At 63.5% G+C, this 13904-nt stretch carries 13 protein-coding genes; 4 read left to right on the top strand and 9 right to left on the bottom strand.

What is annotated here, in order from left to right; genetic code table 11:
- Positions 1-228 precede the first annotated feature (228 nt).
- The gene (fabI, locus tag CCR94_RS09950; RefSeq protein WP_184421275.1) at positions 229-1056 is read left to right on the top strand and encodes an enoyl-ACP reductase FabI; all 828 of its coding nucleotides are present in this window, start codon (positions 229-231) and stop codon (positions 1054-1056) included.
- Here fabI and CCR94_RS09945 read toward each other — a convergent pair whose 3' ends face one another.
- Positions 1057-1260, bottom strand: a complete 204-nt coding sequence (locus CCR94_RS09945; protein WP_104507715.1) for a hypothetical protein — start codon at positions 1258-1260, stop codon at positions 1057-1059.
- 95 nt (positions 1261-1355) lie between these two features.
- Positions 1356-2729 (bottom strand): (Fe-S)-binding protein, encoded by a 1374-nt coding sequence (locus CCR94_RS09940; RefSeq protein WP_104507714.1) that lies wholly within the window; start codon positions 2727-2729, stop codon positions 1356-1358.
- A 102-nt stretch (positions 2730-2831) separates the two neighbouring features.
- Here CCR94_RS09940 and CCR94_RS09935 point away from each other — a divergent pair, with 102 nt between their 5' ends.
- Entirely contained in the window at positions 2832-3950 is a 1119-nt protein-coding gene (locus CCR94_RS09935; protein ID WP_104507713.1) for an Mrp/NBP35 family ATP-binding protein, read from the top strand.
- 48 nt (positions 3951-3998) lie between these two features.
- Here CCR94_RS09935 and CCR94_RS09930 read toward each other — a convergent pair whose 3' ends face one another.
- From CCR94_RS09930 to clpS, 6 genes are all read right to left on the bottom strand, one after another.
- Complete coding sequence (locus tag CCR94_RS09930) at positions 3999-4220, bottom strand: DUF6489 family protein (protein WP_146089942.1); 222 nt, start codon at positions 4218-4220, stop codon at positions 3999-4001.
- Positions 4221-4316: 96 nt separating this feature from the next.
- Positions 4317-6062, bottom strand: coding sequence for an acyl-CoA dehydrogenase family protein (locus CCR94_RS09925; protein ID WP_104507711.1), 1746 nt, complete (start codon positions 6060-6062; stop codon positions 4317-4319).
- Between the two features lie 144 nt (positions 6063-6206).
- Positions 6207-7841: an acyl-CoA synthetase gene (locus CCR94_RS09920; protein WP_104507744.1), complete on the bottom strand. Its 1635-nt coding sequence runs from the start codon at positions 7839-7841 to the stop codon at positions 6207-6209.
- A 122-nt stretch (positions 7842-7963) separates the two neighbouring features.
- Positions 7964-8599 carry a hypothetical protein gene (locus tag CCR94_RS09915; protein ID WP_146089941.1) on the bottom strand — a complete coding sequence of 212 codons (636 nt, stop codon included), beginning with the start codon at positions 8597-8599 and terminating at the stop codon, positions 7964-7966.
- A gap of 170 nt (positions 8600-8769) precedes the next feature.
- The gene (gene clpA / locus CCR94_RS09910; RefSeq protein WP_104507709.1) at positions 8770-11157 is read right to left on the bottom strand and encodes an ATP-dependent Clp protease ATP-binding subunit ClpA; all 2388 of its coding nucleotides are present in this window, start codon (positions 11155-11157) and stop codon (positions 8770-8772) included.
- Positions 11158-11167: 10 nt separating this feature from the next.
- Positions 11168-11515 (bottom strand): ATP-dependent Clp protease adapter ClpS, encoded by a 348-nt coding sequence (gene clpS / locus CCR94_RS09905; RefSeq protein ID WP_244594021.1) that lies wholly within the window; start codon positions 11513-11515, stop codon positions 11168-11170.
- A gap of 380 nt (positions 11516-11895) precedes the next feature.
- Between clpS and CCR94_RS25670 the strand changes: the two genes are divergently transcribed.
- Positions 11896-12102 carry a hypothetical protein gene (locus tag CCR94_RS25670; RefSeq protein ID WP_146089940.1) on the top strand — a complete coding sequence of 69 codons (207 nt, stop codon included), beginning with the start codon at positions 11896-11898 and terminating at the stop codon, positions 12100-12102.
- Positions 12103-12207: 105 nt separating this feature from the next.
- Here the strand turns inward: CCR94_RS25670 and CCR94_RS09900 are convergent, their stop codons facing one another.
- Entirely contained in the window at positions 12208-12555 is a 348-nt protein-coding gene (locus tag CCR94_RS09900; protein WP_104507708.1) for a phasin family protein, read from the bottom strand.
- A gap of 334 nt (positions 12556-12889) precedes the next feature.
- Here CCR94_RS09900 and CCR94_RS09895 point away from each other — a divergent pair.
- The coding region (locus CCR94_RS09895) for a D-alanyl-D-alanine carboxypeptidase family protein (protein WP_146089939.1) at positions 12890-13904 on the top strand (1015 nt) is incomplete at its 3' end.

Raw genomic sequence — 13904 nt, 5'->3', positions numbered from 1 at the left:
GCTTCCAATCCCAGAGTATTTTCAAGCGAAGTGGACACCGGTTCGCGTGAAGAAAATGCGACAAAACAATAAACCAGAGCCCCGATTTGATTCCAGCAAATCGGGGCTCTGGCGCACACTTCAAGCGCGCGTCACATTGCTTGCCTAATAGAAGTGACGCCGCGAGCAAGAACGCGGCATGAAATCGGCCATGGGACCGAACACTTCGTCATCATGCAGGAGGCTTCCATGGACGAACACCAGCGCAAGATCGACCCGCTGCAAAAGGTTTGGGACCCCGAGGACCGCATCGGCGACATGCTCAAGGGCAAGCGCGGGCTGGTGGTCGGCGTGTCCAACGAACACTCCATCGCCTATGGCTGCGCCGCGAAATTTCGCGGTTTCGGGGCCGAACTGGCGCTGACCTATCTCAACGAGAAGGCAAAGCCCTTCGTGGCGCCGCTCGCCGCGCAGATCGAGTCCAAGCTGCTGCTGCCGCTCGACGTGGAGCAACCGGGCGCGTTGGAGACGGTGTTCGAGGCGATTGCAAAGGAATGGGGTCGGCTCGATTTCGTGCTGCATTCCATCGCCTTCGCCCCCAGCGGCGACCTGCATGGGCGGCTGGTCGATTCCTCGCGCGAGGGTTTTGAACAGGCCATGCGCGTGTCCGTGCATTCCTTCATCGAAATGGCGCGCCTGGCCGAGCCGCTGATGACGGAGGGCGGCGCGCTGCTGACCATGAGCTATTACGGCGCGGAAAAAGTCGTGAACCATTACAATATGATGGGGCCGGTCAAGGCGGCGCTGGAATCCACCACGCGCTATCTTGCGGCCGAACTCGCGGCGAAGCACATCCGCGTCTACGCTTTGTCGCCCGGACCGATCCGCACCCGCGCCGCCGGCGGCATCGCCGATTTCAACGAACTCGTGGACATGGCGGAAAGCCGCGGACCCGGCAAGCGCCTGGTCGATATAGCCGAAATCGGCCGTGTCGCCGCCTTTCTCGTCGGCGGCGCGGCGTCGGGCATGACCGGCGACACGATTTACGTGGACGCCGGGCTGCACATTATGGCGTGATTATTCGGCCGCCATGGCGATGGTCGGCTCCGTGCTGTACTCGCCCATGTCCATGAGCGCGATTTGCAGGAAGGATTCGGCCTCCCGAACGTGGTCGAGCGCCCGGCGAATGGCGTCCTTGTCGCCGTGGGTGGAGACTTCCGCAAGGGCGTAACGAAGATTTATCGCCGCAATTTCCTTCATCGCGATAACAAACTGACACATGCTTCTTTCCCCACTTCTTATTTTTTTATCGACTTATCATAATAAACGCGCCCGAAGATTTCATGAATGCGATCTGGATCAAAACACCCTCACAATCAAAGGTCAAGCCCATGATCGCGGCCGTCTCGCCCCTCCAGCAGGCCCGCCAGCAGCACAGCCATATGCACCGGCTTTCGACCGGCGCCGTCGGCGATCTGGTGGCGGCAGGAAAAACCGTCGGCCACCACGGCGTCTTCGGGCGCCATGGCGCGCACGGCCGGCAGCAGCGCCAGTTCCGCCATTTTTCGCGCCGGCTCGAAATGTTCGGCCTCGTAGCCGAACGAACCGGCGCCGCCGCAGCAGCCGGTTTCGAGGATTTCGACCTCCTGGCCCTCGATCAGCGCCAGCGTCTTCTTCAGCGCCTTCATCACGCTGAACGCCTTCTGGTGGCAATGGCCGTGGACGACGACTTTTCCGTCTCGTTTCCTCAGCGGCAGTTTCAAGCCCTTGCGTTGGGCCTCGCGGGCGAGGAATTCCTCGAACAGATAGAGGTTCTTGTTGAGGCGGCTGACCTCGGCGCCGAGGCCGAGGCTGAAGAATTCGTCGCGCATCGACAGCAGGCAGGACGGCTCCAGCCCGATCACCGGCAGGCCCCGGTCAAAAGCCGGCGCCAGCGCCTTGAGAATGCGTTGCGCCTCGAACCGGGCTTTTTCCACCATGCCCATGGAGAGATAGGTGCGGCCGCAGCACAGACCGCGGTTCGGCTCGGGATCGTCCGGCGCCGGTCTGGCGATGGAAACGCGATAGCCGCCGGCGACCAGCACTTTGATCGCGCTTTCCGCGATGAGCGGATCGAAATGGCGGGCGAATGTGTCCACCAGCAGGACCACTTCGCCGCGTTCGCCGGAACCTTGCGGGGGCGGATCGACAAAGGGTTTGGCGGAGGGCGGCGGCAGCGGCCGTTTCGCCGTCAGCCCCAAAAGCTTTTCACCGGCCCAGGCGAGCGGCGGCAAGGCGTTGCGGGCGAGAGCCAGCAGGCGCAAGGCGCCGCGTCCGTGCGCCAGCCATTGCGGCAAGCCGCCCATCAGCCGATTGCGCAGGGGAATGCCCAAAACCTCGTTGCGCTGGGCCAGAAATTCGGTCTTGATCAGGACCATGTCCACGGCGCTCGGGCATTCCTTCTTGCAGGCTTTGCAGGAGACGCAGAGGTCCATCGACGCGCTGAGTTCAGGCGCCGCGAAGGCGTTGTCGCCGAAATCGCCGTTGAGCGCGGCCTTGAAGGCGGCGACGCGGGCCTCCGTCGAATGGGCGGGATCCCGCGTGATGCGCCAGGACGGGCACATCACGCCCCTGCCCTCGCGCTGGCATTCGCGGTTGTGCATGCACACCGCCACCGCCTTGGCGTAATTGCCGCCGCGCGTGGGAATGCCGGAATAGGCGTCGCCAATGCCGTAGGTGTCGTAGGATGACCAGTCGAGATGCGTCTTCATTGTGGCATTAACAATGCAAGAAAAACGCCAGAATGCGCGCGATCCATGTTGAATCCTCCGGGGAATACGACCAGATGGAGGACGCGGAACAAGGAAGACCAGATGTTCAACAATGACGATGTGATGGCGGCCCTCAACGGCGTGGCGGGACCGGATGGCCGGCCCTTGGCCGAAACCGGCGCGGTGTCCGGGGTGTCGATCCGGGGCGGCAAGGTGTTCGTGTCGATCGCCGTGGCGCCCGATCAGGCCAATGCCGCCGAGCCGATGCGCGTCGCCGCCGAGGCCGCGCTGCGCCGCCTGCCGGGCGTGGCCGGCGCGACGGTCGTGCTCACCGCCGAGCGTGCGCCGGGAAGCGGACAGGTCGCGAGCGGACCGGCCGCCGCGCCGGCCCGCCAGCCGGCGCATCCCGCCTCAAAAGGGCCGGGACTGGAGGGGGTGAAGCGCGTGATCGCCGTATCCTCAGGCAAGGGCGGCGTCGGCAAGTCCACCACCGCCGCGAATCTGGCCATCGGGCTGGCGCGGCTTGGGCTGAAGATCGGCCTGCTCGACGCCGATGTGTTCGGGCCTTCCGTGCCGAAACTGTTCGCGCTGGAGGAGAAGCCGGAGACCTCGGCCGATGGCAAGTCGATGATCCCGCTGGAAAAATACGGCGTGAAGCTGATGTCGATCGGCTTTCTGGTGGCGCAGGATCAGGCCGTGGTCTGGCGCGGGCCGATGGTGATGTCGGCGATTTCGCAATTGCTGCGCGACGTGACGTGGGGCGAACTCGACATTCTCGTCGTGGACATGCCGCCCGGCACCGGCGACGTGCAATTGAGCCTGGCGCAGAACGCCAGCCTGTCCGGCGCCATTGTGGTTTCGACGCCACAGGATCTGGCGCTGATCGACGCCCGGCGCGGCATCAACATGTTCAATCAGGTCAACGTGCCGATCCTCGGCGTGTTCGAGAACATGTCCTATTTCCTGTGCCCGCATTGCGGCGGGCGCACCGAGATTTTCGCCCATGGCGGGGCGAAGGCGGCGGCGGAACAGGCCGGCGTGCCGTTTTTGGGCGAGGCGCCGCTCGACATGGCGATACGCGAGGGGTCGGACGCCGGACGCCCGGTGATGGCTTTCGCGCCGGAATCGCCCCAGGCCGCGCCCTATCTGGCGCTGGCCGAAAAGGTGCGCGACGCCGTGGCGGCGGAGGCGCCGAAGGGGCCGAAAATCACGATCGGATAGTCTCCGAGCGTGGCGGCGCCCTCCGCCGCCGCGCTCCCTCCCCGGCGGCTATTTGGTCGCGCGGCGCAGCATGTCCTGGAACCATTCCGCGCTCAGAGCCGGCTGCATCCACATTTTCAGCAGCGTGTCCGGGGTGAAATGCTCCAATTGCTCCATCATCCGCTTTTCCATGACCTCCAGGGTGCGCTTCTGCATCGGCTCGAAATCCGGCAGGCCCATGAAGGCCCGCGCCTCGGCCGGCGTGCAGTCAATATCCACATTGATTTTCATGATGCCCACCCCAACCGACAACCCAAGACAAACGCCAACCTTTACATAAGCCTGTCGCGCCCGCGCCACCAGTGCGGGGCGAAAGCCTGAGAAAACTCAAATCGCGCCGGGGTCGAAGGCGTTGATCGTCTCATGCCCTTGCGTGATGGCCTGCGCCAGCGCCCCGGCCTGCGGCAGCACGTGATCGGCAAAATAGCTGGAGACCGCGATCTTGCCATGAAGGAAGGCCGCGTCGCCGCCGTTGAGCTTGGCCTTGGCCGCCCGCGCCTGCTTCTCCAGCAGGCAGGCGCCGATGACGATGCCCGCGAGGTTGAGCGCCGCGACGGCCGACGCCGCCGTGCGTTCGGGATGGGCCTTATGGGCGCCCGCGATCCAATCGACCACGGCCTCAAGAATTTTGAGCGCGGCGGCGAGCGTTGCGGTGTCGCCGACCTCGGTTTTCAGATCGGCGATCAGGAGTTTCGCGACCGCGCCGCCGTCGCGGGCGATCTTGCGGCCAACGAAATCATTGGCCTGGATGCCGGTCGTGCCCTCGTAAATCGGGGTGATGCGGGCGTCGCGCAAATGCTGGGCGGCGCCGGTCTCCTCGACATAGCCCATGCCGCCGTGGACCTGGATGCCGGTCGAGGCGATCATGACCGAGCTTTCGGTGGAAAACCCCTTGACCACCGGCACCAGCAGATCGACCAGTCCTTGCGCCTTTTCCGCCGTCGCGGGATCGGGCGATTTGGCCGCGACATCCATGCGGCCGGCGGTGAAATAGGCGACAGCGCGTAACGCCTCGACACGGGCTTTCATGTCGAGCAGCATGCGCTTGACGTCGGGGTGGTAGGCGATCGGCTTGCCGGCCTCGCAGCCGATGGGGCGCCCCTGCACGCGGTCGAGCGCGTAGCGGAACGCCTGCTGCGTGGCGCGCTCGGCGATGGCGACGCCTTCGAGGCCGACGCTGAAGCGGGCGTGGTTCATCATGGTGAACATATATTCGAGGCCGCGATTGGCCTCGCCGACCAGATAGCCGATGGCGCCGCCCTTTTCGCCGAACGCCATCACCGCCGTGGGGCTGGCGTGGATGCCGAGCTTGTGCTCCAGCGAGGCGCAGACCAGATCGTTGCGCGCGCCCAGCGAGCCGTCGGGATTGACCAGAAACTTCGGCGCGACGAACAGCGAGATGCCCTTGACGCCGGGCGGGGCGTCGGGAAGCCGCGCCAGCACCAGATGGACGATGTTTTCGGCGACGTCGTGCTCGCCCCAGGTGATGAAGATTTTGGTGCCGGTGATGCGGTAATGGTCGCCTTCCGGGACCGCTTTTGTGCGGACGGCGGCCAGATCGGAACCCGCTTGCGGTTCCGTCAAATTCATGGTGCCGGTCCATTCGCCGGAGGTCATTTTCGGCAGGTACAACGCCTTCATTGCGTCCGAACCGTGATGCTCTATGGCCGAGATCGCGCCGATGGTCAGCATCTGGCACAGCGAAAACGCCAGATTCGACGCCGTCCACATTTCAATGACCGGCGTGTTGACCAGTTGCGGCAGGCCCTGCCCGCCCCAATGCGCGGCGGCCGGCATGGCGTGCCAGCCGTTTTCGCAAAAGGCGGCGAAAGCCGATTTGAAACCATCCGGGGTCGTCACCGCGCCGTCCTTGCAGACGCAGCCGACCTTGTCGCCGATTTGGTTGAGCGGGGCCAGCACGTCGCCGGCGAATTTGGCGGCTTCCTCGAAAATGGCCTCGATCAGGTCGTCCGAGACCTCCTCATGGCCCGGAAGGGCGGCGACTTCGTCCAACCCGCCGACGGCGCGCATGGTAAAGAGCATGTCGCGGACAGGCGCGCAATAAATGGTCATGACGGCTCCCAGAATTCCTGAAGTTACCAGAGCTTTCTCACGTTTCGCCGAAACATGAGAAAACCCACCTCGTATATTGTTTTAACGTAGTTTTCTTATCACATCGCCTTCACACCAGCCTGGTCTGCTTCGCTTGAAAATGCTCTAGATCGCTTCGGCGGATTTGGCTTTTTCGCGCAAGATGAATTTCTGGATTTTTCCGGTCGAGGTTTTCGGCAGCGCGCCGAAGACGAACAATTTCGGCACCTTGAACCGGGCCAGATGCGTGCGGCAATGGTCGAGCAACTCATCCTGCGTCGGCTCCGCGCCCTCGCGCAATTCGATGAAGGCGCAGGGGACCTCGCCCCATTTGTCGTCGGGCGTGGCCACGACGGCGGCCGCCAGCACGTCCTTGTGGCGGTAGAGCACGTCCTCCACCTCCAGCGAGGAAATGTTCTCGCCGCCGGAAATGATGATGTCCTTGGAGCGGTCCTTGATCTTGACATAGCCGTCCGGCTCGATCACCGCGAGGTCGCCGGTGCGGAACCAGCCGCCGGCGAAGCACTCCTGCGTCGCGCGCAGGTTCTTGAGATAGCCCTTCATCACGATATTGCCGCGAAACACGATCTCGCCCATGGTCTGGCCGTCGTGCGGCACCGGCTTGAACGCGACGAGATCGACCACGTCAATGTCCTCTTGCAGCAGGCTGGTGACGCCCTGGCGGCCGTTCAGTTCGGCGCGGCGGGCCAGCGGCTCGGCGTCCCATTCGGCCTGCTTGGCGCAGACGGAAGCTGGGCCGTAGGTTTCGGTCAGGCCGTAGACATGGGTGATGGAAATGCCGATTTTTTCGGCGCCCTCGATGATCGCCGCCGGTGGGGCCGCGCCCGCGATCAGGCCTTCCACCTTGTGGTCGATGCCGACATGGTCTTTTGGATCGGCGTTGATCATCATGCCATAGACGATCGGCGCGCCGCACATATGCGTGACTTTTTCGGTGCGGATCAGCTCGAAGATCGTCTTGGGATCGACGCGGCGCAGGCAGACGTTGACCCCGGCGTTGGCGGCCGTGGTCCAGGGGAAGCACCAGCCGTTGCAATGGAACATCGGCAGGGTCCACAGATAGACCGCGTGCGGCGGCATGCCCCAGGACACGATGTTGTTGACGCCGTTCAGATAGGCGCCGCGATGGTGATAGACCACGCCCTTGGGATTGCCGGTGGTGCCCGACGTGTAGTTCAGCGCGATGGCGTCCCACTCGTCAGCGAGTTTTTCCGGCTGGAAGCTTTCGTCGCCCTCGGCGAGGAAGGTTTCATATTCGATTTCGCCCAGGAACGCGCCGCCGGAAAAGGTCGCATCATCCACGTCGATCACCAGCGGCTTCTGGCCGCTCATCAGCGTGAGCGCCTTGCCGACGATTTTTGAAAACTCGCGGTCGGTGAGCAGGATTTTCGCCTCGCCGTGGTCGAGCATGAAGGCGATGGCCTCGGCGTCGAGGCGGGTGTTGAGCGCGTTCAGCACAGCGCCGGCCATGGGAATGCCGAAATGGGCCTCATACAGCGCGGGAATGTTGGGCAGCATTACCGCGACGGTGTCGTTCTTGCCGATCCCCCTTTTGCGCAGCGCCGAGGCGAGGCGCCGGCAGCGCGCGGCGGTTTCCTTCCAGGTGAACCGGCGCGCGCCATAGACCACGGACGGTTTTTCGGGGAACACGAAAGCGGCGCGGTTGAGAAAACTGATTGGGGTAAGCGGGGCGAAATTGGCGTCGTTGCGATCAAGACCGATGGAAAAAGCGTCACTCATCAAATCGTCTCCCTCCGCCGGAACGGGCCCGGCGTTTTCATTGAGGGAGGACATTAAACATGTCGCCCCGGCTTGCAAACCGGGGCGGACTTGGTCTTTTGGCGAAATCCCGGGCGGGCCGATCAGTTTGAAGCGCCGGACATTTCCCCGGCGGCGCTTTCGGCCACGCCAACCTCCAGCCGCAGGAACAGCAAGCCGAGCACGCGATCGTCGTCAAAACCGTCGTCGCGCGGCGAGCGCGTCTTCGGGCAAGCGAATCGCAGCACTGTCGGGCCGCGCTCCGCGCGCGGCGGCAATTCGCCCCGCGCGACGAATCCGCCGACGCGCTGGGGCTCCAAGGCGACGGCGATCTCGACGCCATCGACCTCGGCGCGCAGGGCCAGCGGCTTGCTCGGCGCGTAAAATTTCAGGAAGCGCAGCGCGAACGGCGCGGCGGTTTCGCGCGCGACCGTGAATTCGAACTGGAACTCCGCGCCCGGCCCGGTCCAGCGCATGGGGAGGCCGTCGCCGGAAAGCTCAAGTTGATGGAAGCCTTGCATGGCGGAGAAATCCCGTTCCGCGTCCAGGGCAACGAAGCGCGGCGCCTCGGGCGGCGGCGCGACGGCGCCGGCCTCGATCGCCGCCAGCCTGTCGTTGCACAGGGCGACCGCCTCGTGCGCCCGAGCGATTTCGGCGGCGATCGACCTCAGCAGCTTGTCCGGCGACGACCGATCGAGGCGCTTGAGAACCTCATCCACGAGACCAACATCACCAGTCATCACGCAAAAATCCAACATTCCGGGAGTGCGCCGCCGCGCGGCGCGGTTTCGCATTTTCTTAACGCGAAACGGCATCCGCTTCGCGAGAAAATTGCTCAAGGTCTAACCCATCCAAAGCTTAACGAAAAGGCGCCCGGACTGCCGGGCGCCTGGTCATGTCGCGGATGGTTTTACTCGGCCATCTTCTCGGGCTCGGTCGCGCCCTTGCCCTTGCGCGTGGTCTTGCGCGCCTCGATCTCCTTGTCGGGACGCGGCAGCACCGGGCCGTCGGGATAGACGAAGGCGAGTTCCGCATCCACGCCCTCGCCGGACACCACCACCCGCACCGTGCCGCCATGCTTGAGCCGGCCGAACAGCACTTCGTCGGCGAGCGGCGTCTTGATGTGGGTCTGGATCACCCGCGCCATCGGGCGGGCGCCCATGGCCTCGTCATAGCCGCGCTCCACCAGCCAGGCGCGCGCCTCGTCGGAGAGTTCGATCGCGACATGGCGGTCGGCGAGTTGCGCCTCCAGCTGGATCACGAACTTGTCCACCACCTTGGCGATGACCTCGGCCGGCAGGCGGCCGAACGGCACGACCGCGTCGAGACGGTTGCGGAATTCCGGCGCGAACATGCGGTTGATCGCGTCGATATCCTCGCCTTCGCGCTTGGAGCGGGTGAAGCCGAAGGCGGATTTCGCCATTTCAGCCGCGCCGGCATTGGTGGTCATGATCAAAATGACGTTGCGGAAGTTGATCTGCTTGCCATTGTGATCGGTGAGCTTGCCGTGGTCCATCACCTGCAACAGGATGTTGTAGAGATCCGGGTGGGCCTTCTCGATCTCGTCGAGCAGCAGCACGCAATGGGGATGCTGGTCGATGGCGTCGGTCAGCAACCCGCCCTGCTCGAAGCCGACATAGCCGGGAGGCGCCCCGAGCAGGCGCGACACGGTGTGGCGCTCCATATATTCCGACATGTCGAAGCGCACCATTTCGACGCCGAGCGACTTGGCGAGTTGGTTGGCGACTTCGGTCTTGCCGACGCCGGTCGGGCCGGAGAACAGATAGCAGCCGATCGGCTTCTCGCCGTCGCGCAGGCCGGCGCGGGAGAGTTTTATCGCCGAGGTCAGAACCTTGATCGCGGTGTTCTGGCCATAGACCACCCGGCCGAGCGAGGTTTCGAGGTTTTGCAGAACCTCGGCGTCGTCCTTGGACACACTCTTGGGTGGAATCCGCGCCATGGTGGCGACCGTCGCCTCGATCTCCTTGACGCCGATGATGCGCTTGCGCTTGGCCTCGGTGACGAGCATCTGCGAGGCGCCGGTCTCGTCGATCACGTCGATCGCCTTGTCCGGCAGCTTGCGGTCGTGGATGTAGCGGGCCGACAGCTCCACCGCCGCCTTGATGGCGTCATTGGTGTAGCGCAGCTTGTGGAACTCCTCGAAATAGGGCTTGAGGCCCTTGAGGATTTCGATCGTGTCGGGGATCGTCGGCTCGTTGACGTCGATCTTCTGGAAGCGGCGGACCAGCGCGCGGTCCTTCTCGAAATATTGCCGGAATTCCTTGTAGGTGGTCGAGCCGATGCAGCGCAGGCCGCCCTGGGCCAGCGCGGGCTTGAGCAGGTTGGAGGCGTCCATCGAGCCGCCGGAGGTGGCGCCGGCGCCGATCACCGTATGGATTTCGTCGATGAACAGGATCGCCTTCTTGTGCTGCTCGATCTCCTTCATCACCTGCTTGAGGCGCTCCTCGAAATCGCCGCGGTAGCGCGTGCCGGCCAGCAGCGCGCCCATGTCGAGCGAATAGACGGTGGCGCCGAGCAGCACTTCCGGCGTCTCGCCCTTGACGATTTTCCGCGCCAAACCTTCGGCGATGGCGGTCTTGCCGACGCCGGGATCGCCGACCAGCAGCGGGTTGTTCTTATGCCGACGGCAGAGAACCTGTATGGCGCGTAAAACCTCGGATTCGCGGCCGATCAGCGGATCGATGCGGCCGTCGCGCGCCTTGTTGTTGAGGTTGATGCAATAGGCCTCGAGCGCGGTTTCCTTCTTCTTTTCGTGGTCCTTCGGCGCGTCGCTGGCGCGCTCGACCTTTTCCTCTTCCTCGACGCCGCGCGGGGTTTTCGACGCGTCGTTCATGCCCGGCCGCTTGGCGATGCCGTGGCTGATGTAATTGACCGCGTCATAGCGGGTCATGTCCTGCTCTTGCAGGAAATAGGCGGCGTGGCTCTCGCGCTCGGCGAAGATGGCGACCAGCACATTGGCGCCGGTGACCTCCTCGCGGCCCGAGGACTGGACATGGATCACGGCGCGCTGGATCACGCGCTGGAAGCCCGAGGTCGGTTTGGGATCCTCGTGCAGGTCGGTGGCGAGATTGGCGAGTTCGTGCTCGATATAGGTGACCAGGCTCTTGCGCAGCACGTCGAGGTCGACCGAACAGGCGCGCATGACCGCCGCCGCGTCGGCGTCGTCGAGCAGGCTCAGGAGGAGGTGTTCGAGCGTCGCATATTCGTGGCGGCGCTCGGAAGCGGCCGCCAGGGCCCGATGAAGAGTCTGTTCAAGATTGCGCGAGAAGGACGGCATAGGCTGGACCTCACTTCTTTTCCATGACGCATTGCAGCGGATGCTGATGCTTGCGCGCGTGATCCATGACCTGCGTCACCTTGGTGTCGGCGACCTCATAGGTATAGACTCCGCATTCCCCGACGCCGTTAGTGTGGACCTGCCACATGATCCGCTCGGCGTCCTCGAGCGTCTTGTGGAAAAAAGTGCAGAGCACGCCGACCACGAATTCCATCGGCGTGTAGTCATCGTTCAGCAGCAGAACCCGGTACATCGAGGGTCGTTGCGTCTGAGACTTGCTCCGGGTGATGACCGCAGTCCCGGAGCCGGAACCGGCGCCCTCGCCCGGGTTTTTTCGTCCGCCCTTACCGGCTCCCATGGGGCGCCGGTCCATTTCAACCAGACCGGCGGAGCTCGGAGCCCGGTCGTCCCGCAAAAGGTCGCTTCCGGCCGAAAGCCGGGCGGCGATGCTCGAACGGGAGGTCAGAACTGTCACGGTATTCCTCTCCAACACGCCGCATACCCACTTCATCTCGCGTGGCGCCGCGCGCCGCCTCCGGGTTACTCCTGAACGGCAAAGTCGCTCAGCCGTTACACCCTGACTAGCAATTTATGCGCCGTGTCGCGCCGCCGCCAGAGGTTTGAAAAACATTTTCGGCCATCCCCCCGTGCAACCGAACAAGCCCCCGCGCATTCGCAAGGGTCGAGGATCCCTCCGGGGCCTTGTCCGAAGCAGGACGCGGCGCGGGACGGGCGCGATTGAGGGCCGGCGCCTGCCCAAGTTTTGGGCGTTTTGAACATCAATTGCGTGAGCATGAATTGCGAACTTGGCGAAAAGCGGACCTCAGCGAGCATTCTTTGGCGCGCCAACGAATGTTTGCTGAGACTTCGCTGTTTGAGCAGGATTCTAATCCGAAAACCGGCGGCCACTTTTCGGAAATCCTGCTCAGGCCGAAAATTGGCTGAAAACCCCGCGCCAAATAAAACGCCCGGCCCGACAACACGTCGAACCGGGCGCTTCAGACCTCACCCGCCCTCGACCCCCAAGGGGTCTCGTGGCGGAAACGCGGATTACGACGTGGAGACGGTGGACTGAACCTTGGAGATGGCGCCTTCAATCGGCTTGTAGGCTTCCTTGGCGACATTGGCATAGAGCTCGCCGAGCTTGGTCGCCTGCGCGACAAAGCCTTCGTAGGAGGCCTTGGCGTAATCCTGCTGCAACGCCAGCGCGTCTTCGAACTTGGTCACGCCGAGCAGCTTCTCAACGAAGGCCGAACCATGTTCGAGAGTCTTCTTGGCGAATTCGGTGTTTTCGGCGGCGATCGCCTGGATCTGCTTGGAAACTTCGACGGCGGAAGCCTGAAGGGCTTCCAACTGTTCCTTGCTCGTCTTCTGGTAGTCTTCGAAGTTGATAGCCATTTGGACACCCATCGTTTTGCGGCTTGTAAATTTGACGAGAACGCGGTTCCCGTGCTCTCGATAAAGTTTTATATGCACTGCACAAATTTGTCAATAATTAATTGTGCGCTGCACCATTTCTGTTCCTGCGACTTTCGTCTGATGCAAGTTAACCATTCAGTCATTTTCGCTGCACAGAAGTTAACCTTCTGTTCATTTCCGCCACGCTGAAGTTAACCTTCTCTTCAGCAAGCCCCTTAACCGGCAAGTAACTGCATTGGGGATAATTTGACTTAAGTTGTCGTCCACCCTCTTGCAGGCGGGCGTTGCGTCAGTTCAGTACCGGGATTGGTGTATGTTCCAGAGTTCATTCGGCGGCCCGCGCTTCCTCTCCCGCGCGGCTCTCTCCGGCTTCCTTATCGCCCTCCTCGCCAGTGCGATCTCCACCGAAGCTGAAGCCCGTCATCATCATCACGGCGGGCATCGCGTTCACGCCAACCTGCATGCCGCGCGTCACCATGGTCCTCACAACCACGCCGCCGTCGCGGGCAGCGCGACCGCGGCTATCGTCGTGGACGGCGGCTCCGGCCATGTGCTCTGGTCGATGAACGAGCACGCCCCCCGCCATCCCGCCTCCATCACAAAGGTGATGACGCTTTACCTGCTGTTCGAGCAGTTGGAAAAGGGCAAGCTGTCGCTCGACGACCAAATCCCGATTTCCGCCCACGCCGCCGCGCAATCGCCCTCGAAACTGGGCCTGCGGCCGGGTTCGACCATCCGCGTCGAGGACGCCATCAAGGCTGTCGTCACCAAATCGGCCAATGACATCGCCGTCGCCATCGCCGAAGCGGTCGGCGGCAACGAAAGCGACTTCGCCGAGGAGATGACGCGCAAGGCCCATGCGCTCGGCATGACGCACACGCTCTATCGCAACGCCTCCGGCCTGCCCAACAACGAGCAGATCACCACGGCCTACGACCTCGCCATCCTCGGCCGCGAGATCCAGGCGCGCTTCCCGCGCTATTATCGCTATTTCTCGCTGCACGAATTCGCCTTCCACGGCCAGCGCATCCACACCCACAACCATCTGATGGACCGGGTCGAGGGCATGGACGGCATCAAGACCGGCTATACCGCCGCCTCCGGCTTCAACCTGCTGTCATCGGTCAAGCGCGACGGTCACTATCTCATCAGCGTGGTGATGGGCGGCAAGAGCGCGCCCTCCCGCGACGCCTATATGGAACGGCTGATCGAGGCCCATATCGACGAAGCCGGGGGGCGCGGCGCGACTCAGGTCGCCGGGCGCGAGTCCGACGAGGAGGCCGCGCCGGCCCCGCGCGCCGAACCGGCGCCGGTCGTTCGCGCCGAAG

Source organism: Rhodoblastus sphagnicola, from assembly GCF_002937075.1.
GTDB classification, from domain to species: domain Bacteria; phylum Pseudomonadota; class Alphaproteobacteria; order Rhizobiales; family Beijerinckiaceae; genus Rhodoblastus; species Rhodoblastus sphagnicola.
Note: the sequence above shows the minus strand (reverse complement) of the source record. Positions and strands in the feature narration are given on the sequence as shown.

Excerpts from the sequence above, each read along its gene's own strand:
- fabI (WP_184421275.1), top strand. The coding sequence starts at position 229 with ATGGACGAACACCAGCGCAAGATCGACCCGCTGCAAAAGGTTTGGGAC.
- CCR94_RS09945 (WP_104507715.1), bottom strand. The coding sequence starts at position 1,260 with ATGTGTCAGTTTGTTATCGCGATGAAGGAAATTGCGGCGATAAATCTT.
- CCR94_RS09940 (WP_104507714.1), bottom strand. The coding sequence starts at position 2,729 with ATGAAGACGCATCTCGACTGGTCATCCTACGACACCTACGGCATTGGC.
- CCR94_RS09935 (WP_104507713.1), top strand. The coding sequence starts at position 2,832 with ATGTTCAACAATGACGATGTGATGGCGGCCCTCAACGGCGTGGCGGGA.
- CCR94_RS09930 (WP_146089942.1), bottom strand. The coding sequence starts at position 4,220 with ATGAAAATCAATGTGGATATTGACTGCACGCCGGCCGAGGCGCGGGCC.
- CCR94_RS09925 (WP_104507711.1), bottom strand. The coding sequence starts at position 6,062 with ATGACCATTTATTGCGCGCCTGTCCGCGACATGCTCTTTACCATGCGC.
- CCR94_RS09920 (WP_104507744.1), bottom strand. The coding sequence starts at position 7,841 with ATGAGTGACGCTTTTTCCATCGGTCTTGATCGCAACGACGCCAATTTC.
- CCR94_RS09915 (WP_146089941.1), bottom strand. The coding sequence starts at position 8,599 with ATGACTGGTGATGTTGGTCTCGTGGATGAGGTTCTCAAGCGCCTCGAT.
- clpA (WP_104507709.1), bottom strand. The coding sequence starts at position 11,157 with ATGCCGTCCTTCTCGCGCAATCTTGAACAGACTCTTCATCGGGCCCTG.
- clpS (WP_244594021.1), bottom strand. The coding sequence starts at position 11,515 with ATGGGAGCCGGTAAGGGCGGACGAAAAAACCCGGGCGAGGGCGCCGGT.
- CCR94_RS09900 (WP_104507708.1), bottom strand. The coding sequence starts at position 12,555 with ATGGCTATCAACTTCGAAGACTACCAGAAGACGAGCAAGGAACAGTTG.